This is a genomic window from Variovorax nivicola, assembly GCF_051216475.1.
Taxonomy (GTDB): Bacteria; Pseudomonadota; Gammaproteobacteria; order Burkholderiales; family Burkholderiaceae_C; genus Variovorax.
Genome location: NZ_JBPJZK010000012.1, coordinates 113926 through 132685, shown reverse-complemented (window position 1 = coordinate 132685; position 18760 = coordinate 113926). Strand labels below are relative to the sequence as shown.

General features: G+C 68.7%; 19 protein-coding genes. 5 read left to right on the top strand and 14 right to left on the bottom strand.

What is annotated here, in order from left to right:
- Window positions 1–32 precede the first annotated feature (32 nt).
- From ACSFBF_RS32210 to ACSFBF_RS32190, 5 genes are all read right to left on the bottom strand, one after another.
- Window positions 33–812, bottom strand: a complete 780-nt coding sequence (locus ACSFBF_RS32210) for an esterase/lipase family protein (protein ID WP_435474170.1) — start codon at window positions 810–812, stop codon at window positions 33–35.
- Window positions 813–901: 89 nt separating this feature from the next.
- Window positions 902–1537 (bottom strand): TetR/AcrR family transcriptional regulator, encoded by a 636-nt coding sequence (locus ACSFBF_RS32205; protein ID WP_093057664.1) that lies wholly within the window; start codon window positions 1535–1537, stop codon window positions 902–904.
- A gap of 25 nt (window positions 1538–1562) precedes the next feature.
- Window positions 1563–2027 carry a phasin family protein gene (locus ACSFBF_RS32200; protein WP_435474167.1) on the bottom strand — a complete coding sequence of 155 codons (465 nt, stop codon included), beginning with the start codon at window positions 2025–2027 and terminating at the stop codon, window positions 1563–1565.
- 52 nt (window positions 2028–2079) lie between these two features.
- Window positions 2080–2637 carry a hypothetical protein gene (locus tag ACSFBF_RS32195; protein ID WP_435474165.1) on the bottom strand — a complete coding sequence of 186 codons (558 nt, stop codon included), beginning with the start codon at window positions 2635–2637 and terminating at the stop codon, window positions 2080–2082.
- A 160-nt stretch (window positions 2638–2797) separates the two neighbouring features.
- Window positions 2798–4489 (bottom strand): WS/DGAT/MGAT family O-acyltransferase, encoded by a 1692-nt coding sequence (locus ACSFBF_RS32190; RefSeq protein WP_435474163.1) that lies wholly within the window; start codon window positions 4487–4489, stop codon window positions 2798–2800.
- A 215-nt stretch (window positions 4490–4704) separates the two neighbouring features.
- Here ACSFBF_RS32190 and ACSFBF_RS32185 point away from each other — a divergent pair, with 215 nt between their 5' ends.
- A complete protein-coding gene (locus ACSFBF_RS32185; protein ID WP_435474161.1) occupies window positions 4705–6762 on the top strand; it encodes a prolyl oligopeptidase family serine peptidase in 2058 nt (685 codons plus the stop codon).
- Here the strand turns inward: ACSFBF_RS32185 and ACSFBF_RS32180 are convergent, their stop codons facing one another.
- Window positions 6763–7167, bottom strand: a complete 405-nt coding sequence (locus tag ACSFBF_RS32180; protein ID WP_435474159.1) for a hypothetical protein — start codon at window positions 7165–7167, stop codon at window positions 6763–6765.
- A gap of 170 nt (window positions 7168–7337) precedes the next feature.
- On the opposite strand from ACSFBF_RS32180, the gene ACSFBF_RS32175 reads away from it, so the two are divergent.
- From ACSFBF_RS32175 to rocF, 4 genes are read left to right on the top strand one after another with little or no spacing between them, the layout of a single operon-like run.
- A complete protein-coding gene (locus ACSFBF_RS32175; RefSeq protein WP_435474157.1) occupies window positions 7338–8018 on the top strand; it encodes a response regulator transcription factor in 681 nt (226 codons plus the stop codon).
- The gene (locus ACSFBF_RS32170) at window positions 8015–9406 is read left to right on the top strand and encodes a sensor histidine kinase (protein ID WP_435474155.1); all 1392 of its coding nucleotides are present in this window, start codon (window positions 8015–8017) and stop codon (window positions 9404–9406) included. Before ACSFBF_RS32175 ends, ACSFBF_RS32170 begins: the two co-directional genes overlap by 4 nt.
- The gene (locus ACSFBF_RS32165) at window positions 9403–10380 is read left to right on the top strand and encodes a sterol desaturase family protein (protein ID WP_435474153.1); all 978 of its coding nucleotides are present in this window, start codon (window positions 9403–9405) and stop codon (window positions 10378–10380) included. Before ACSFBF_RS32170 ends, ACSFBF_RS32165 begins: the two co-directional genes overlap by 4 nt.
- A 10-nt stretch (window positions 10381–10390) precedes the next feature.
- On the top strand, window positions 10391–11311 hold the full coding sequence (gene rocF, locus ACSFBF_RS32160; protein ID WP_435474151.1) for an arginase: 921 nt from the start codon (window positions 10391–10393) through the stop codon (window positions 11309–11311).
- Window positions 11312–11329: 18 nt separating this feature from the next.
- On the opposite strand, the gene ACSFBF_RS32155 is transcribed toward rocF, so the two are convergent.
- Genes ACSFBF_RS32155 through ACSFBF_RS32120 form a run of 8 tightly spaced genes read right to left on the bottom strand, consistent with a single transcriptional unit; the run spans window position 11330 to window position 18756 of the window.
- Window positions 11330–11881 carry a DUF805 domain-containing protein gene (locus tag ACSFBF_RS32155; RefSeq protein WP_435474149.1) on the bottom strand — a complete coding sequence of 184 codons (552 nt, stop codon included), beginning with the start codon at window positions 11879–11881 and terminating at the stop codon, window positions 11330–11332.
- A 46-nt stretch (window positions 11882–11927) separates the two neighbouring features.
- Window positions 11928–13292: a DUF58 domain-containing protein gene (locus tag ACSFBF_RS32150; RefSeq protein WP_435474147.1), complete on the bottom strand. Its 1365-nt coding sequence runs from the start codon at window positions 13290–13292 to the stop codon at window positions 11928–11930.
- 8 nt (window positions 13293–13300) lie between these two features.
- Window positions 13301–14296 carry an AAA family ATPase gene (locus ACSFBF_RS32145; RefSeq protein ID WP_435474145.1) on the bottom strand — a complete coding sequence of 332 codons (996 nt, stop codon included), beginning with the start codon at window positions 14294–14296 and terminating at the stop codon, window positions 13301–13303.
- Window positions 14297–14310: 14 nt separating this feature from the next.
- Complete coding sequence (locus ACSFBF_RS32140) at window positions 14311–15549, bottom strand: DUF4350 domain-containing protein (RefSeq protein ID WP_435474143.1); 1239 nt, start codon at window positions 15547–15549, stop codon at window positions 14311–14313.
- Entirely contained in the window at window positions 15546–16331 is a 786-nt protein-coding gene (locus tag ACSFBF_RS32135) for a DUF4129 domain-containing protein (protein WP_435474141.1), read from the bottom strand. The genes ACSFBF_RS32140 and ACSFBF_RS32135 overlap by 4 nt, the downstream gene beginning before the upstream one ends.
- Window positions 16318–17049 carry a hypothetical protein gene (locus tag ACSFBF_RS32130; protein WP_435474139.1) on the bottom strand — a complete coding sequence of 244 codons (732 nt, stop codon included), beginning with the start codon at window positions 17047–17049 and terminating at the stop codon, window positions 16318–16320. The genes ACSFBF_RS32135 and ACSFBF_RS32130 overlap by 14 nt, the downstream gene beginning before the upstream one ends.
- Window positions 17039–18040 (bottom strand): stage II sporulation protein M, encoded by a 1002-nt coding sequence (locus ACSFBF_RS32125; protein ID WP_435474137.1) that lies wholly within the window; start codon window positions 18038–18040, stop codon window positions 17039–17041. The genes ACSFBF_RS32130 and ACSFBF_RS32125 overlap by 11 nt, the downstream gene beginning before the upstream one ends.
- Entirely contained in the window at window positions 18037–18756 is a 720-nt protein-coding gene (locus ACSFBF_RS32120) for an RDD family protein (protein ID WP_435474135.1), read from the bottom strand. The genes ACSFBF_RS32125 and ACSFBF_RS32120 overlap by 4 nt, the downstream gene beginning before the upstream one ends.
- Window positions 18757–18760 lie beyond the last annotated feature (4 nt).

Genomic DNA, 18760 nt, shown 5'->3' with positions numbered 1-18760 from the left:
CAGATCTGACGAAGACCGACAGACAACCTCCTTCAGCTCTCTCGATCAGGATCCGGATAAACCAGCGGCCCCAGCACCCCGCGATTGAAGGGCTTCCACTCACCCTCCGGCTGAGCCAGCCGGTCGGCCACCGCATAGAGCACCGCCGGGTGCGCGCCCAGCCCCAGGTGGCTGGCGATGACTTCGATGTTTTCCGACTGCGGGCCGGTCTTCTCGATGCTGCAGCGCCATGCGACGACACCGTCGGTGCGGCTGAAGATCGAGGTGGTCGGCACGGGCGGCGTGGGCTGCACGACCTTCATGCGGCGCGGGTCGTGCGAACTCTGGCCGCTCACGCCCTCATACACGCGCCATGCGTTGGTGGCGCGCGGGCTGCCGGAGAACGGGCTGCCCAGCGTGATGACGTTGCGGATCATGTGCGAGTACGAAGACGCCAGCAGCCGCGCATACACGCCGCCGAGGCTCCAGCCGATCACGCTGACCTTCTGGCCGCTGTTGTCGTGCAGGGTCTTCAGCAGCTCGACCATGCCGTCTTCGACGCCTTCGCGCGGACCGAAGTTGCGGCCCAGGCCCCAGCCGTGCGCGTCGTAGCCGCGGCTGCACAGGTAGCGGCGCAGCAGCAGCGTGGAGCCGTCGCCAGCCACCAGACCCGGCAGCACGAGCACCGGGTGTCCGTCGCCGCGTGGCGTGAGCTGCAGCAGCGGCCACATGGCAATGCCGGCGCCGGTTTCCCAGAGCGCGCGGGCTTCGGCCAGCAGCAGCAGGCGCGACGGTGGCGCGACAGGTTCCTTGGCGTAGGTGGCGGTGGTCATGATGATGGATGGATCCTTTTTGGTTTTTATCTTCTTCAAGACGAACATGAGGCCGAAAGAATCAATGCCCCGTCGGACAACAACGTCATTTATCCGAGGTATTTGCCCCTCAGGTAATCAAGGTAAGCCCTCGATTCGCTGGAAACATACGGAGAAACCAGCGTGAGCGTGTAGAAAGCCGCCAGACCGGGGTCGGCCTGCGCCAGGGCGTCGCGCCCCGGCACGAGCCGCTCGAACGACAGCCAGCAGGTGGTGGTGAAGACCATCTGCAGCGCCAGGATGCGGGCCTGCTCGGCGCTGGTCTCGATCACGCCCGAGGCCACCAGGCCTTCGCACAGCGTCTGCGCGGCGAGCAGGTTCTGCGCGGTGAGGGCCTGCGCGCGCTGGCCCAGCGCCGGGTATTCGCTGGCCAGGAAGGCCATGTCGCGGTAGATGAAGCGGTATTCGTCGATGGCCTCGAAGCGCAGGTGCAGCGCGAGCCAGAGGTCGTCAATGGCCGCGATCGATGCCGACGAGCCGTTCAGGGCTTCGAGCCGTTGCTCGAAGCGCCGGAACAGCCATTCGACGATCAGCTGCTTGGCCTTGAAGTGGTAGTGCAGGTTGCCCGGGCTGATGCCGAGCTCGGCGGCAATCTTGTGGGTCGACACGGCCGCGAGGCCTTGCGCGTTGAACAGCGCGAGGCTGGCCTGCAGGATGCGATCGCGTGTGGTGTTGGAACTGGCCACAACCGGCTTGTCGCTGGGTTGTCGCTCAGCGTTTGGCGCTGCGGCCACGGGAGGTGGCGGCGCCGGTGCCTTCGCCTTCGAGTTGCGCCACGCGTTCGCGCAGTTGCGCGACCTCGTCGCGCAGGGCCTGCACTTCGACGGCGCCGGGCATGCCCAGGCGTTGCATGGCGGTGGCGACGCGCTGGTCGAACACGTCCTCGAACTTGCGGATGCCGAAGCTGTCGAGGCCGAGGCTGGGGACCTTGCCCTGCCCGATGCCGAGCAGGCCTTCGATCACGTTGGCCTGGCGCTTGGCGACGTCGTTGCGCACGTTGTCCAGCGCCTTGAGGCCGGCACGCAGCAGGACTTCGGCCTTGCCGGGCTCCGCGGGCTTCTTGCCTGCCGCGGGCGCCGCCTTGCGGGGCGCCGTCTTCCTGGCGGCAGCCGGAGCCTTCTTCGCAGGCGCCGCCCTCTTCTTCAACTTTGCAGTTTCGTCAGGACGGGTCGCCATGCAGTGCTCCAGATGCCGGAAAAAAGAAAAGGGGCGCAAAGCGCCCCGGGGGTCAGGCCGCCTTGCGGGCAGCAGCGCGGCGAACCGGCTTCTTGGCTGCGGTGGCGGCCTTGGCCTTCACCGTGCGAACCGGCTTGGCTTCTTCGGCGCCGCTCACACGGGCTTCGATCTGCTTGGTGCCGGCGACGATCTTGTCGGCGATCTGCACCGAGACGGTGGCGATCGGCTGGTTCAGCGCGCCGAGGGCGTTGATCACCGAGGTGGCGACCGGCGACTCGACGCGAGCCACGCGGCTGGCGACCGATTCGATGCCGCTGGTGGTGCCGGCGGCAACGCGGTCCATCACGTTCACGATGCGGCTGGTGTCGATGTCCAGGCGGTTGGCCAGGAAGCCGTTGATCTTTTCTTGCGCACCGATCAGGTTGGCCTTGACCTGCTCGCTCACCAGCGGAATCTGGCGGCTGCCGAGGAAGTTGCTGTAGCGCGAAGCGGCGCCGCCCAGGAGGCGATGCACGCCGGTGCGGTAAGCGCCGACCAGGGTCTTGCCAGCGTCGTTGTATTGACCGACGACGTGAACAGCTGCGGAAGCGATGGAGGTTTGCGTGGACATGGTGATTTCCTTGAAGTTGAAAGGCTCGCGAAGGAAACGGTATGTCTTTCGCGATGGGCCTATCTTCTTCTGCGGGGCCTAGGCCTGAAAAACTAGAACGGTCGGAAAACTAGTCCAACTGCCCCAATTTTCTTTCTGCAGGCCAGGGCCCGCGCGCCGATCATGCCGCAGCGGCCCGGGGGCTGCTGGAGCGCTTGGCCGGTGCGGCCTTGCGGGCAGGCGGCTTGGGCGCGGCTTTCTTCGCCGCGGTCCTGACCGGTGCCTTTGCAGCTGCTTTCACAGGCGCCTTCTTCGCAGCGACCTTGACCGGCGCCTTCTTGCGCGCGGCAGGCTTCTTCTTTGCGGCAACGGGTGCGGGTGCGTGCTCTGCCTCGTCCGACGGCTCCTCGATGGTCTTTGCCGGCACCGGCGCGGGCGCCGCACCGGCGGCGGCCGGGTGCTTCTGCGTCAGCTCCATCAGCAGCTTGTGCTCGGCCAGCAGGTAGTCGCCGATCTCGGTGATGTCGGGCACGGCGCGGCGGCAGGCGATCAGGCCGTAGTCCATGCGGCCGTTGTAGCTCTGCACCGTGACGTTGAGCGCCGTGCCGTGGCTGGCGATCGACACCGGGTAGTAGCAGGTGACGAGCGCGCCCGCGAAGTACATCGGGAACGGCGCGCCGGCCACATTGGAAATCGCCACGTTGGCCGCCGGCGGCAGCAGGTTGACGATGCCCGAGCGCCCCACCATCGACGCGATGCCCGACACCAGCCAGGGCGCGGCGAAGGTCGGGAAGTCGTCGAGGATCACGGCCTTGAAGCGGTTCATGGTCGACTTCGACGAGGTCGACGACGCATTGATCGCCTTCAGCCGCTGCACCGGGTCGGTGATGTCGGTCGCCAGGCTCACCAGGATCATGCTGGCCTGGTTGTTGGCCGTCTGGTCGCCCGCCTCGCGCAGGCTCACCGGCACGCCGGCCACCAGCGGCTTGGCCGGCAGTTCGTTGTTGTCGGCCAGGTAGTGGCGCAGCGCGCCGGCCACCGTGGCCATGACCACGTCGTTGAGCGACACGCCGAAGTGCTTGGCGATGTACTTGGTCTCGGCCAGCGAGATGGTGCGCCCGGCAAAGGTGCGCTGGTTGGTGATCGATACGTTGAGCGAGGTGCGCGGCGCGAAGAGGTTGAACTTCTTTGGCGCGGCGGTCGTGTCTTTTTCGGCCGCCTTCTCGTCGGTCTTGGCCAGGCCGCCGATGGCGCGCGCGATGGCGGGCGCCATCTTGAAGAGCTTCACGTACTGCTGCGCGGTGTTGCGCAATGCCGCGGTGGCCAGCTCGGCCATGCCCAACTGGTAGCCGCTGCTGCGCGGGCGCGAACGCGGCGGCTTCACCACGCGGCCGGTGGCCTCGAGGTCGAAGATGGCCTTGCCCACTTCGACTCCGGCCTGCCCGTCGATGCCCGCGTGGTGCACCTTGGTGTAGAGCGCCGCCTGGCCGCTCTTGAGGCCGTCGATGATGTAGAACTCCCACATCGGCCGGCTGCGGTCGATCAGCGAGGAATGCAGCCGGGCCACGTACTGTTGCAACTGCCGGTTGGTTCCGGGCTTGGGCAAGGTGATGTGGCGCACGTGGTAGTCGAGGTCGATGTCGTCGTCCTCGACCCACACCGGGTTGGTCATGTCGAAGGGCATCAGCGCGAGCTTGCGCGTGAACACGTCGGCCAGGTGGATGCGGCTGGCCATGAAGTTCTTGGCGTCTTCGTAGAAGTCGCCCTTGTAGCCCTTGGGCAGGTCGAGCACGTTCAGGGAGCCCACGTGCATCGGCATTTCCGGCGTTTCCAGGTGCAGGAAGGTGGCATCAAGACCGCTCAGGTGTTTCATGTGTTGTGTCTCCTTGGTGGGGCATGCGCCGTTCGGCAGGATAGCGCGGGCATCGCGTTCGTGGGCCTCTGGTTCTTCAGTGTTTCCACCGGGGGAAGGCACCCGCGCGACAGGGGTTTGCCCGAAGTAGCCCAAAAGTTGCCTGCTGTACGGCGGGCGGGCAACAACTGCTCACACGGCCCTCTTTCTTCACACGGGCTCCGTACACTGCGGCCATGACATCCAGCCTCCCCCCGCAGCTACCGCAAGACGACAACCTCTGGCTCGAAGACATCGACGGCGAGAAGCAGCTCGACTGGGCGCGCGCGCAGAACGCGCTCACAGTGCAGGCCTATGCGCAGTCGCCCGCGTTCGAGGCGCTCCAGCTGGGCATCCTCGAGGTGCTCGACTCGGACGACCGCATTCCGATGGTCCGCAAGATCGGCCCGCGCTTCTATTACAACTTCTGGCGCGACAAGGATCACACCAAGGGCCTGTGGCGCCGCACCACGCTGGATGAATACCGCAAGCCGCAGCCAGCATGGGAGACGGTGATCGACCTCGACGCGCTGGCCGCAGCCGACAAGGAGAACTGGGTCTGGCACGGCGCCGACTGCCTGGAGCCCGAGTACAGGCGCTGCCTGATCTCGCTGTCGCGCGGTGGCGCCGATGCCGACGTGGTGCGCGAGTTCGACCTAGAGACGAAGCAATTCGTCGAAGGTGGCTTCTCGCTGCCCGAGGCCAAGAACCACGTGAGCTGGAAAGACATCGACCACCTCTACGTGGCCACCGACTTCGGCCCCGGCTCGATGACCAGCTCGAGCTACCCGCGCATCGTGAAGGAATGGAAGCGCGGCACGCCGCTCGAAAGCGCGGTAACGGTGTACGAAGGCGCGCACGAGGACATGTCCGTCAGCGCCTACCGCGACAACACGCCCGGCTTCGAACGCGACTTCGTCTCGCGCCAGATCGACTTCTACGAGAGCGAAACCTGGCTGCGCGGCACCGACGGCAAGCTCGCCAAGATCGACGTGCCCGACGATTCGCTGGCCGAGATCACGCGCGAGTGGATGCTGATCGAGCCGCGCACCGACTGGGCCGTGGGCGGCACCACCTACAAGTCGGGCTCGCTGCTGGCCGCGAAGTTCGACGACTACATGGCAGGCCGGCGGGAGCTCACCGTGCTGTTCGAACCCGACGACACCACCGCGCTCGACAGCCACTCGTGGACGCGCCACCACCTGATCGTCAACGTGATGCACGACGTGGTGAACTGGCTCGAAGTGCTCACGCCGCCTGCCGGTGGAAAAGGTCCGTGGAAACGCGAAAGCCTGGGCGGCGCGCCGGCCTTGTCGACCATCGCGGCGGGCGCCATCGACGAGGACGAGAACGACGACTACTTCCTCACCGTGAGCGGCTTCCTGCAGCCGACAACGCTCTACATCGGCACCATCGGCCAGGGCGAACCCGAGGTGCTGAAAGACAGCCCCGCTTTCTTCGACGCCTCGCGCTACCGCGTGAGCCAGCACTTCACCACCTCGAAGGACGGCACGCGCGTGCCCTACTTCGAGATTGCGGCCAAAGACTTGCAGGCCAACGGCAAGAACCCCACGCTGCAGTACGCGTACGGTGGCTTCGAGATCTCATTGCAGCCGAGCTACAGCGGCAGCATCGGCCGCGCGTGGCTCGACAAGGGCGGCGTGTACGTCATCGCCAACATCCGCGGCGGCGGCGAATACGGCCCGCGCTGGCACCAGGCCGCCTTGCAGGAGAACCGGCTGCGCACCTGCGAAGACTTCGCGGCCGTGTCGGAAGACCTGTTCGCCCGCGGCATCACCTCGCCCGCGCATCTGGGCGCGATGGGCGGCAGCAACGGCGGCCTGCTGATGGGCAACATGCTCACGCTATATCCGAGGCTCTACGGCGCCGTCGTGAGCGAGGTGGCACTGCTCGACATGCGCCGCTACACGCACCTGTCGGCCGGCGCCTCGTGGATCGCTGAATACGGCGACCCGGACCAGCCCGACGAATGGAAGTTCATCCAGACCTTCTCGCCCTACGAGAACGCGAAGCCGGGCCAGACGTACCCGCCCGCCCTCTTCACCACCTCCACGCGCGACGACCGCGTGGGCCCGGTGCATGCGCGCAAGATGCACGCGAAGATGGCGGCGCTGGGGTACGACAGCAGCTTCTACGAGAACCTGGAAGGCGGCCACAGCGCTGCAACGGACAACAAGGAGTCCGCTTTCATGGACGCACTGGGCTATGCGTACCTGTGGAAACACATCCGCTAGTCAGGTGAGGCTGCGCGCCGCTTCGTCCAGGGCGCCGTAGGGGCGGTAATAAGGGCCGGGGTGGCGCCGGCGCTCGCGCCGCTCCAACTGCTCGCGCAACTCCGCGCAGGTCATGGGCCGGCCGCTGCTGTAGCGACCGTCCTTGCACGGGTCGGTGCCCCAGCGGTCGGGATCGCCGAATCGCGGGCGGCGCTCTCGTTCTTCTTGCTCGCGGTCGAGCTTGCGCAGCAGCTCGTCGCAGCTCATTGCGCGGCCGTAGCTGTTGCGCCCGTCGCGGCAGGGGTCGTATCCGGGCGACGGCTGATCAAAGCCGGCCAGCACCTCGGCCGCCGCCGCGGACGCGAGGAAGCACAACGCCGCCAGGACGATCACTTCGAGGACGAGGGTTGTCTGCAAGATGCGCATGTGTACTCCGGTGCACGGGGCCCCGGTGCGGGCCCGCGGCGCATCTTGTGCCGGCAACATGGTGTGAACATTGCGCCTTGTACGTGGCGTGATCGCAATACCCACGCAATGCTCGCTGCCTAGAGTGCGGCACGCCGGGCATCCGGCGCCGTATCCCTGAACGAAGGAGCATGACCTTGCGAATCCTGCTGGTGGAAGACGAGCCCGAGATGGCGTCGGTGCTGCGCATTGCGCTGCACAAGCGCGGCATCCTGGTGGACCACGCGGCCACGCTGGCCGACGGCGGACGCCACGTGCAAGCCACGCCCTACGACGCACTGGTGCTCGACCGCCGGCTGCCTGACGGCGACGGCCTCTCGCTGGTGTCGGACCTGCGCGCCGTCGGCAACCACGTGCCGGTGCTCATGCTCACGGCGCGCGACGCGCTGGACGACCGTGTGGCAGGCCTCGACGCCGGCGCCGACGACTATCTCGGCAAGCCCTTTGCGGTGGAAGAGCTGCTGGCCCGCATCCGCGCGCTGCTGCGCAGGCCGGCGACCGCGCAGCCCGACGTGCTGCGCATCGCGGCGCTGGCGTTCGACTTCACGCATTGCGAGGCCAGCGTCGATGCGCAGCGCATGGAGCTGCCGCGCCGCGAGCTGCTGGCGCTCGAGACCCTGGTGCGGCGCGCCGGCCGCACAGTGCTGCGCAGCTCGCTGGAGCGCGCGGTGTTCGGGCTGGACGCGGAGATCCAGTCGAACGCGCTCGACACGCATGTGTCGCGCCTGCGCAAGAAGCTCGCCGACACCGGCGCCGGTGTCGAGATCGCCAGCATCCGCGGCGTCGGCTACCTGCTGCGCTCCCTGCCATGAGCACGCCCCTGGCAACCGCACAGCCTTCGCTCAAGCGACGGCTGATCCGGCAGCTGGTGCTGCTGCAGGTGGCGATCCAGCTGGCAGTGATCGGTGCGCTGGCGGCTTCGGGGCAGCTGATCGACTTCAGCTCGCAGGAGAACACGATCGAGATCCTGCAGGAGGCGGTGGCGCGCGAGGCAGACGGCCGCCTCGCCATGCGACCGACCGAGCGCCTCGTCGCGCTGCGCCGGGCGCAGCCGCAGCTCTGGTTCTCGGTGCGCGACACGCAGGGGCGGCAGGTGGTGGAAGGCCGCATTCCACCCGAGTTCGCCCGCATCGGCGACACCCTCGACCAGGTGCGGCAGGCCCGGCTGGGCTGGAACATCGGCGACGCGCCGCGGCAGGCCGCGCGCATGCGCTGGGTGGACTCGCCCGCCGGGGAAGTGCAGATCCTCACCGGGGCCGACAGCCCCATCACCTGGCGCAACCTCGGCCTCTCGGTGCTGCTGCTGTTGCTGAAGGTGGTGCTGCCGATCATGGCAATCACGGTGACAGCCACGCTGCTGGCCACGCATTTCGTGGTGCGGCGCACGCTGGCTGGCCTGAACGCGGCGGCAGCACGGGCCGGGCAGATCGACGCTGACCAGCGCGGCGTGCGCCTGCCGCTGTCCGACGTGCCGGGCGAGGTGGCAACGCTGGTGGCAGCGTTCAACGACGCGCTGCAGCGGCTGGACGACGGCCATGCGCGCCACGAGCGCTTTCTGGCCGACGCCGCGCACGAGCTGCGCACGCCCCTCGCCATCTTGAACACGCGCCTCGAGAACCTGCCCGACGGCGCGGAGAAAACACGCCTGCTGGCCGATGCAGCGCGCCTCTCCGTGCTGGCGGGGCAACTGCTCGACCTGCAGCGCATGAAAGGCCGCGAAGAGCGGCAGCAGCGCGTGGACCTGGTGGACATGGCGCGCGATGTGGTCGCCGAGATGGCGCCGCTCGCGCTGGCCTCGGGCTACGACATTTCGTTCGAGCCGCAGGCCGGGCGCGTGGAGATCGACGGCGACCGCGACGCGCTGGCGCGCGCGCTGACCAACCTGGTCCGCAACGCGATCGACCACGCGGGTGGCCAGGGCAGCGTGGTGGTGCGGGTCGATGCGATGGGCGACATCGACGTGATCGACGACGGCCCCGGCATTCCGCCTGCGCAGCGCGAGCACGTCTTCAAGCCCTTCTACCGCATGCATGCCAGCGGGCCGGGCGCCGGGCTCGGCCTGAGCCTGGTGCAGGAGATCGTGCGGCTGCATGGCGGCGAGGTGTCGGTACACGATGGCCCGGAGGGCGGCGCGCTGTTCCGGATGCGCTTTCGGCCCGCCCGGGCCTACAGCGTGATCGGCGCCGAGGCATCCGAATGACGCGGCCGGCCGGTGAAACGCACAGGCTGCTGCGCGGGGTGTTGCCGTGGCTGATGTGGCCCGCACTGTATGGCGCGGGGCTGCTCGGCGCGGGCGCGGCCTTTGCCAGCCCTGCGCCGCTGCTGCGGTTCAACGCGGTGTACCTGTCGCTGGCGCTTGCGATCGCGGTATGCGAGCGCTTCATGCCGCACGAGCCGCGCTGGCTGGAGGACGACGGCGAAACGCCCTGCAACCTGGCGCACACGCTGCTGACCAAGGGCTTTGCGCAAGTCGTTGCCGCACTGGTGGCCAGCGCGCCCCTCGCCGCCGCGACGGCGGTGTCCGCCGTGCATGCCGCCTCAGGCCCATGGCCGGTGCAATGGCCGCTGGTGGCGCAAGTCGTGCTGGCACTGATGATCGCCGAGTTCGGGCTCTATGTTGCGCACCGCTCGGTCCATCGGTGGCCGCTGCTGTGGCGCTTCCATGCGCTGCATCACAGCGTGCGCCGTCTCTGGGTGCTGAACACCGGGCGCTTTCACTTCGTCGACAGCGCTTTCAAAGCGCTGCTCGGCCAACTGCCGCTGTATCTGCTCGGCGCGCCGCTGGCTGTGTTCATGTGGGTGGGCGCGGTGACGGCTGTGACCGGGCTGCTGACCCACTGCAACATCGAGATGCGCACCGGCTGGCTCGACCGCATCTTCAGCACGCCGACGCTGCACCGCTGGCACCACTCGAAGGTGCTGGCCGAAGGCAACCGCAACTACGGCGAGAACATCGTGCTGTGGGACCAGCTGTTCGGCACATGGCTCAACTCGCCGCGCCGCCCGCCGGCGGACATCGGCATCGATGGCCGGGTGGCGACGCGCTTCCTGGCGCAGCTGGTGCAGCCGTTCACGGCGTCGGGCGTGCGGCAGATCATGGGCATGCCAGCGGTTCGTCGGCACAATGGCCCATCCAGCGCCCCGGAAGCAGGGGACACCATCCGCAAGACATGAGAGCCCCGGCATGACCACCAGCACCGTCACCCTCGAACTGATCGGCGCGCCGACCGACATCGGCGCCAGCGTGCGCGGCGCCGGCATGGGGCCCGACGCACTGCGCGTTGCGGGGCTGCCGGAGGCGCTCGCGCGGCAAGGCTACACAGTCATCGACCGCGGCAACCTCGCGGGCCCGGCCACGCCGTGGGCGCCACCGACCAACGGGTTGCGCCACCTCGACGAAGTGATCGCCTGGAACCGCTCGGTGTACGCGGCCATCGACTCCGCGCTGGGTGCCAGCAACGTGCCGGTGATGCTGGGCGGCGACCACTGCCTGGCCATCGGCTCGATCAGCGCGGTGGCGTGGCATGCGCGCAAGCGCGGCAAGAAGCTGCGCGTGCTGTGGCTGGACGCGCACTCCGACGTCAACACCGAGACCACGAGCCCCAGCGGCAACCTGCACGGCATGCCGGTGTCGTGCCTGCTGGGCCACGGGCCGGCCGTGCTCACGGGCTGGAGCGGCGAGCGCGCGGCGCTGCAGCACGACGCCATCCGCTTCATCGGCATCCGCAGCGTGGACGGCGACGAGAAGGAGGCCATTCGCACGCTGGGCCTGAGCGTGTTCGACATGCGCCACATCGACGAGCACGGCATGCGCACGACCATGACCGAGGCACTGCAGGACGTGGACGAAGACACGCATCTGCACGTGAGCTTCGACCTCGACTGCCTCGACCCGGCCGATGCACCCGGCGTGGGCACCGGCGTGCGCGGCGGGCCGACCTACCGCGAGATGCAGCTGTGCATGGAAATGATCGCGGACACCGGGCGGCTGGGCTCGCTCGACGTGGTCGAACTGAACCCGGCGCTCGACGTGCGCAACCAGACGGCCGAAGTGGCTGTCGAACTGATCGAGAGCCTCTTCGGTAAATCGACGCTGGTGCGCTAGAGAGCGAGGCTCTTCAGGTCAGGGGCGCTCGACCTGCGCAGCTTTGGCCCGCATCGTGTAGCCCTGGTAGGCAGGTATCGCAACGGCCGCGAGAATGCCGAGCCCCACGACGACGGGCAGCAGCCATGCGCCGATCAGCACGCCAACTGTGTTGGGCGGCGGCGGTGCGCCGAAGCGGTTGCTGCCCTTGGTGCCCGACTTGAAGACCCAGATCAGCGCGACCAGCGGGATCAGCGCCAGGAACAGCATCCAGCCCGACCAGTCCATGTCGTGCGAGCGCTGGATGCCCGTGAGCACGTAGAAGACGAGGTACGGAATCGCGAGCAGGAAGGTCAGCGCCACGATCAGGCCTTCGGAACGCCCGAGGCCGGCGATGCCGAGGATGAAGCCCAGCAAGGTGGCCGCGACGATGAAGATGATGTAAGAAAACATCGTGTACGCCAGGAAGCGCGCCCGCCCGATGCGGCCCTTGGCGGACCACAGCTTCACGGGCTGGACACCAGCATCGCCCTCGTAGACATCGGCCACTGCCGCGCGCGGTGCGGCGTAGGGATTGGTCAGCTCTGTCATGTACTTCTCTCCTCTGTTGTGAAGTTCACATTTTGGGCAAAGACCTTTACAAAAGGCCAGCCCTTTTGACGGCGTGATAGCGATTCACCAACGCCACCGCAAGGTCAGCCGGCTCCACGTCGACCGAGAGCGGATCGTTGCCGACCACGCGCGCAAAGGCGTCGCGGCGCGACTGCTCGAACAGATGCGCCGCCGCAACATCGACGGCGTCGCGCGCATGCACCAGCGGCTGGCTGGCGATGCGGCCGAGCACCCGCTCGCGCAGGCTCGCGACCAGCACCAGGTGCTTGCGGCGCAGCAGCTTGATCGCGGGGCGCAGCTCGGCCGCGTCTTCGTCGCGGAAGTTGGTCAGCACGATGACAAGTGCGCGCCGTTTCTGCACGCGCAGCATTTCCTGCGCGGCCAGCAGGTAGTCCGAGTGGGTGGCGCCGGGCTGGATGTCGTGCAGCCGGTTCATCAGCGCATTGAGCGTGGCGGTGCCCTTGCGCGGGGCGAAGTCGCGCCGCTCGTCGGCGGGGCAGCCGAAGGTCATGGCGCCGACCTCGTCGCCCTCCTTCAGCGCCACGTAGCTCAGCAGCATCAGTGCATTGAGCGCCTCGTCGAAGTGGCTGTTGGCCTTCAGCGCCAGCGCGCCCTCGTCGGCGCGCATGCGGCGGCCGCAGTCGAGCAGGAACAGCACGCACTGGTCGCGGTCGTCCTGGAACTCGCGCACGATCGGGCGGCGCTGGCGCTGAGTGGCCTTCCAGTCGATGTGGCGCAGCGAATCGCCGGTCTTGTAGTCAGAAAGTTGACGAAAGTCGGTGCCGAGCCCGCGCTGCGCATAGGTCTTGATGCCGATCTGCGCCAGCCGCCGGTCGCCCGACAGCCACGCGTAGCGCGCCAGCGCGGCGAAGTTGGGGTACACGCGCAGCCGGCGCGGCTCGCCCAGCGTCTGGCGCATGTCGAAGCAGCCGAAGCGGGTGCGCCAGCGCAGCTGGGTGGCGCCGAACTGCGCCACGCCGCGCTGCGTTGCAGTGGCGGTGTAACGCAGCGCAACCTGCGAGAGCGCCGGCACGGCGACGGTCTGCGGCAGGCCCTCGAAGGTGAAGTGGGCGTCGAGCTCGTCGAATACCGACACCTGCCAGGCCTGCGCGCCTTCGTTCACCAGCGTGAGCGTGAGCACCGTGGGCACGCCGAGCGAGAACGCGCCGGGCAGGTTGCGCTCGATGCGCAGCGGCGCGGCGCGCCACAGGCGCAGGCTCAGCCACAAATCGACGCCCGCCAGCACGAGCCCCAGCGCCAGCAGCACGCCGGCCGCGATAGCGACATAGCCCACCGGCACGCCCAGCAGCAGCGCGACGGAGGCGGCCACGGTCAGGCCGACCAGCGCCAGCACGGCCGCACGCGCGGGAATCGGAACAGCAGCGCGCATCCGCGGGCCTAGAGCCTCGGTGCCTCTACGCTGTCGCGCGCGGCACGCAGCAGGGTGTCGACGCCCAGGCCTTCGAGCTGTGCATCGGGCGAGATCATCACGCGGTGCCGCAGCGCGGGCAGCGCCTGGCGCGCCACGTCGTCGGGCGTGATGAAGTCGCGCCCGGCCATCAGTGCGGCGGCGCGGGCGGCGCGCACCAGCGCCATGGTGCCGCGCGGCCCGGCGCCGGACGAAAGGCCCGGCCAGTCGCGCGTGGCGCGCGCGATGCGCACCGCGTAGTCGATCACCCGCTCGTCGGCCTGCACCAGACAGGCCAGCCGCTGCAGTTCGAGCACTTGTGCCTCATCGAGGCAGGGGCGCACGGCCTCGAGCGGAAACTGGTTGCCGGCGCGCTGCCGCGTGGTCAGCTGCACGATGGCGTTCTCTTCGCTGTGGCTAGGAAAGCCGATGTCGATCTTCAGCAGGAAGCGGTCGAGCTGCGCTTCCGGCAGCGGGTAGGTGCCTTCGGTGTCGATCGGGTTCTGCGTGGCCATCACCATGAAGGGGCGCGGCAGCGGCATGGCCGTGCCTTCGAGCGTGACCTGGTACTCCTGCATGACTTCGAGCAGCGCGCTCTGGGTCTTGGCCGGCGCGCGATTGATTTCGTCGGCCAGCAGCAGGTTGGTGAACACCGGGCCCTGGTGCACGCGCAGCGTGCCGAGGCTGCCGTCGCCGCGGGAGGCGATGTCGAGCACCGCGTGGCCCGTGATGTCCGAGGGCATCAGGTCGGGGGTGAACTGCACGCGCGCATAGCGCAGCGTCATGGCCTGCGCCAGGGCCCGCGCGAGCAACGTCTTGCCGAGCCCGGGCACGCCTTCGATCAGCACGTGTCCCGAAGCGACCAGCGCTATCAGCGTCTGGTCGACCGCCTCGAGCTGGCCGACCACGGCCTGGCCGACCTCGGCGCGCAGCGTCTGCAGCCACTGGGCCGCACGCGTCAGTTCTTCGGGTTGGATGGCTTGCATGAGCGTCTCTCGGTTCAGGATGTGGATGAAGAAGAAGGTGAAGGCATGAACGGCCCGTGGGCGTCGAGCCGCCGGCGCGCGGTTTCCAGCACCTCCAGGTCGACCGACATGGCGCCGGCATGGCGGGCTCGCTCGCCCATCGCCCGAACGAGCATGGCTGCCTCCAGCCCGGTGGCCTGCGCGATGGCGGCGGCGCGCGCGGCGGCATCGCGGCGGGCATAGCCGCGCAACTGACGGCTGGCGGATTCGTTCAGTGCGCGCAGCTGTGCGGCGTGCAGCGCGTCGGCGCCGTGCATGTGCAGGAAGCCGGCGGTGCCGCGCACCTGCTCGGCCATGGAGCGCCGGTGCGTGCCGGCCGAGGGCGCCAGTGGCCCGAAACGCACGGCCGCGCGCCAGAGGGCGACGGCCAGCGCAAGCAGGCCCAGGAGCAGCGCCGCCCAGCCCTTGTGCCAGATCCAGCGCAGGAAGGGCTCGCGCGTTTCTTCGGCGACGAACCAGATTTCGGCGCCGCTGCGCGCCTGCACCGCGGCAACGGCGAACAGCGCGTTGTCGGCGCGCGTCAGGCTCGTGTTGTGCAGCAGGCCCCATGGCATCACGGTGACGGTGCCGCGGCCGACCTGCACGCGGATCGCCTCGGGGCCGCGCGCGCCGAGCACGGTCCACAGGGGCGGCGGCTGTTTGTCGGCGGGCCGGTAGCGCGCCGCCGACCAGGAGCAGATCCGGAAGCTGCGGCCACCAGCGAAGCTCGCGGGCACGGTTTCGGGCTCGGTTACCGCATGGCAATCCGCGTCCTTGGCGGGTTCGGCGAATTGCGACTTGGGCAGTCGCTTTCTGGGTGCGGATGGATCTTTCGGTTCTTTCTTCTCGTCCCCGGCGGGCGGCTTTTCCCAGACCAGCGGAATCCAGCCTTCCAGCAGGTCGCTGTTGACGAGGTGGCCGGGCATCACGAGGTGCCCGCCTTGCTCGACCCACTGGCGCAGGCGCTGTTCGCGCTCGGGGAACATGTCCCAGTGGCTGGAGGCGAGCACCAGCCGTGCCTGCGCGGGGGGCATGGTGTCCAGGCTGTCGTGCTTGACCACCTGGAGGCCGAGCTCGCGCAGCATCACCTGCGCGCCATAGAACGAATTCTTCTTGGCCTCGCCGCTGGCGGGCGTCGGCACTTCGGTGTCGGCCCATTCGGTGGCGCTGACCAGCCAGAAACCGATTGCCGCCAGCACGAGCACCGCGCCGATGCGAACCAGCCATGCATTCATGCGACGGCGCCCTTCAGATCGGCGACGGCCAGCGCAGCGGCGGAAAGATGTATGTCGAACTCGCCGCAGACCGCCAGCACCTGCGCGGTGGAAGGCAGCCGCCCGCCGTACGCCCCCAGTTGCCAGACCCCGACCAGCCGCACGAAGAAGGCCTGCGCGTCCGGCATCAGCCGGGTCGCGGAGAGCTGCATGCACTCGCCCTCCGTGCTCGCGGCTCGCACCGGCACTTCGTGCGCGTGCACGAGGCGCGACAGCGCGCCGCGGTACAGCAGCGACAGCGCGGGCCGGTGCTGGCCGCGCTGCCAGAGCGCGGCCGCTGCATTGCCGATGTCGTCAGGCAGGCTTTCTGGCCGGATGTCGAGGCTGCCGACGTGGCTGGGCAAGGGCGCCTTGCCGGGCCGCACACCGCCGGCACGCACCTGCATCCAGCGGTGCAGGCGAACCACCAGCCAGGCCAGCGCCAGCGCGCCCAGCCCCCAGATGAGCCAGCGCGCGCCCTCGGCCACAGCCCTGATGAAATCGCGCAGCCAGTCGAGGCTGTCGGTCTGCTTCTCGGGCTCGTCTTCCTCTTCGTCCCGTTCTTTGAAGCGCAGCTTTCTTTCGGTCTTGGTGCCGGGCATGCTCGGATCGGCGCGCACCTTGTCGACCGCGGTCTTCACCTGTTCGCGCGTCGGTGCCTCGGCAGCGACTGCCAACGGCGTCATCGCACCGACGACCCAAGCAGCCAGCACAGCCGCCACGACACGAAGTGCGCGAAGCCTGGAGGTGTCACCGAAACCCACGACGGAACTCCTGTTCGATGTCCCACGCCTCGAGCTCGACCCGGCGGTTGAGGTACATCGCAAAACCAGCCGCCACGTAGAACGGCTCCAGCACGCCGACAACGAGCGCATAGGCCCCCGCCGTCAGCAGGCTCTGCAGCGGAGCGTCCGACTGCGTGAGCCAGCCGAACAGATCCTTCGCGCTGCCTTCCGGCGCGAACCAGAACAGCAGCGACAGCAGGCAGATGTCGAGCGCCATCTCCACGTTGGCGAACACCATCTGCATGCCCGTGGCCGCGCCGCGCCGTCCGCGCAGCAACTGCGTGCGCCGCTTGCGCCGGGCGCTGCCGCGCTGGCCTTCGAGCTGATCGATTGCCTGGGTGAACGAACGCCAGGGTGAAAACCGCCGCCACAGCAGCGTGCGCAGCAGTTGCCCGCCCCACACGGCGCGGCGGTTTTGCCAGAGGTCGGCCCAGCGCGTCTCCTGCCCGAACACCGCGCGCGAATGAACAAACAACAGGCTGCGGTCGAACCAGGGCTTGAGCCAGAAGATCAGCAGGCTGGGCAGCCAGCCGGCGATCTCGACCGTGCACAAGGCCAGCAGCACGGTCACGATGTACACCGGCAGGAAGGTGCGCCACACCGAGCGTGCATGGTTGCGCACCAGCTGGGCGCCCAGGTCCGCGGCCTCGGCCATGGGCCGTGGCCGCAGCGCGATGGCAAGGCCGTCAACCTGCACGGTCTTCAGCCTTTGCAGTAGCAGTAGCAGCAGCGGCGCGTGGCCGGCCTTGCCAGCCCAGGTACGCCAGCACCAGCACCCAGCAGGCGCCGCCCACGCCGTACTTCACGGCCGGCGCGATCCAGCGCGCCGACGACCAGAAGGCCTCGACCGCGGCGGCGAGCAGCAGCAGCCCGAAGACACCGTAGACGATCACCACGGCATGGCGCGCGGCCAGCCGCAGCGACTCGAGCCGCGTGTAGCGGCCGGGCGCAACCCACGCGTAGCCGAGCCGCAAGCCGGCCGCGCCGGCCAGCACGATGGCCGTGAGCTCGAAGGCCGAGTGCGTGATGACGAAGGAGCAGAAGTTCTCGGCATGCCCCGCCGCAATCAGGTAGCCGCCGACCGCGCCGATCTGCACACCGTTGAACACCACCACCACGGCGCTGCCCACGCCGGCGAAGATGCCGGCCGCGAAGCAGCGAAAGCCGATGCCGATGTTGTTCATGATGTAGAAGCCGAACATCTGCCAGTCGTCGCCCGCGCTGCGCGTGCGGCCCAGCGACTCGGCACTGTCGCCGTACATCGAATCGAACTGCTGCACGGCGCTGGCGTCGAGCAGGTGCAGGATGAAGCCCGGGTCGCGGTAGGCGGCCCAGCCCGCCGCCAGCAGGGGCAGCACGAACATCAGCGCCGCCACCAGCAGGTAGACGCGGTGCGCCCGCACCGCCTCGGGAAAGTCGACCAGCGCCAGTCGGGCGAAGCGTGCGAGGCCGTAGTCGTGCTGCCGGTAGATGAGCCGGTGCGCGCTCTGCGTCAGGCTTTCGAGCCGCTGCGTGAGGTGAATGGGGTAGGCGCGCGCCTGCGCCAGCGCCAGGTGCTCGCACACGCGGCGGTACAGCGTGGCGAGCCGCGCGCCGTCGAACTTGCGCTTGGTCTCGGCCACGCGGATGACGGCTTCGAGTTCGGTCCACAGCGGCGCGTAGGCGGCTTCGAAATCCAGTGGCGTCATCGCCCGCCTCCTCGCGCATCGGCACCGGTGCGGCGGCCCAGCACCCACTGCGCCACGCCCAGCAGGCGTTGCGACGCGGAGGCGCCGGAAGTGTCGGGGCCCAGCACCGGCTCGGCGACGCGGGCGAGTTCGTCGAAGCGCTCGGGGGTCAGGCGCGTCGCGCGACCGGCCCACGAGACGATGGCCATCTGCTCGCGTGCCGACAGTGGTCGCGCAGGCGCCTGCGGCTCGGCCGCGGGCACTTCGCCATGCAGGCTCACGTGGTCGCTGAACACCACCAGCGTACCGGCGGCCAGGTCACCCAGCCGCTTGCTGTCGCGCCGCCACAGCATCGACACGATGCCCGCGCCGTAGAAGGCCGGCACGAAGTCGGCCGCGCGCAGCAGGTTTCGCGTGAGCGCGGCGGCGGGCGTCACGGGCAGGCCCGAGTCCATCACCACGCGCAGCCCCATCACGCGCTTGCCGGGCGTGGCCGCCGCGCGCGTGAGCTCGAACACCACGGGGTAGAACCACTCGAGGCAGAAGTAGCTGATGAGCAGGATGCCGAAGCCCATCTTGCCCATCATGCCGACGGCAATGGAAATCGCAGTGAAGATGCCGAGCCGGATCGCGAAGTCGATGAGGTACGCCAGCCCGCGCGCGACCAGGCCGGCCGGGCGCAGCGAGAGCGCGATGCCTTCCGGGGTCTCGGCGGTGTAGAGCGTGTCGAGGCGCACTGGC

Coding starts and splice junctions, on each gene's coding strand:
- ACSFBF_RS32210 (WP_435474170.1), bottom strand. CDS start 812: ATGACCACCGCCACCTACGCCAAGGAACCTGTCGCGCCACCGTCGCGC.
- ACSFBF_RS32200 (WP_435474167.1), bottom strand. CDS start 2,027: ATGGCGACCCGTCCTGACGAAACTGCAAAGTTGAAGAAGAGGGCGGCG.
- ACSFBF_RS32195 (WP_435474165.1), bottom strand. CDS start 2,637: ATGTCCACGCAAACCTCCATCGCTTCCGCAGCTGTTCACGTCGTCGGT.
- ACSFBF_RS32190 (WP_435474163.1), bottom strand. CDS start 4,489: ATGAAACACCTGAGCGGTCTTGATGCCACCTTCCTGCACCTGGAAACG.
- ACSFBF_RS32185 (WP_435474161.1), top strand. CDS start 4,705: ATGACATCCAGCCTCCCCCCGCAGCTACCGCAAGACGACAACCTCTGG.
- ACSFBF_RS32180 (WP_435474159.1), bottom strand. CDS start 7,167: ATGCGCATCTTGCAGACAACCCTCGTCCTCGAAGTGATCGTCCTGGCG.
- ACSFBF_RS32175 (WP_435474157.1), top strand. CDS start 7,338: ATGACCTTGCGAATCCTGCTGGTGGAAGACGAGCCCGAGATGGCGTCG.
- ACSFBF_RS32170 (WP_435474155.1), top strand. CDS start 8,015: ATGAGCACGCCCCTGGCAACCGCACAGCCTTCGCTCAAGCGACGGCTG.
- ACSFBF_RS32165 (WP_435474153.1), top strand. CDS start 9,403: ATGACGCGGCCGGCCGGTGAAACGCACAGGCTGCTGCGCGGGGTGTTG.
- rocF (WP_435474151.1), top strand. CDS start 10,391: ATGACCACCAGCACCGTCACCCTCGAACTGATCGGCGCGCCGACCGAC.
- ACSFBF_RS32155 (WP_435474149.1), bottom strand. CDS start 11,881: ATGACAGAGCTGACCAATCCCTACGCCGCACCGCGCGCGGCAGTGGCC.
- ACSFBF_RS32150 (WP_435474147.1), bottom strand. CDS start 13,292: ATGCGCGCTGCTGTTCCGATTCCCGCGCGTGCGGCCGTGCTGGCGCTG.
- ACSFBF_RS32145 (WP_435474145.1), bottom strand. CDS start 14,296: ATGCAAGCCATCCAACCCGAAGAACTGACGCGTGCGGCCCAGTGGCTG.
- ACSFBF_RS32140 (WP_435474143.1), bottom strand. CDS start 15,549: ATGAATGCATGGCTGGTTCGCATCGGCGCGGTGCTCGTGCTGGCGGCA.
- ACSFBF_RS32125 (WP_435474137.1), bottom strand. CDS start 18,040: ATGACGCCACTGGATTTCGAAGCCGCCTACGCGCCGCTGTGGACCGAA.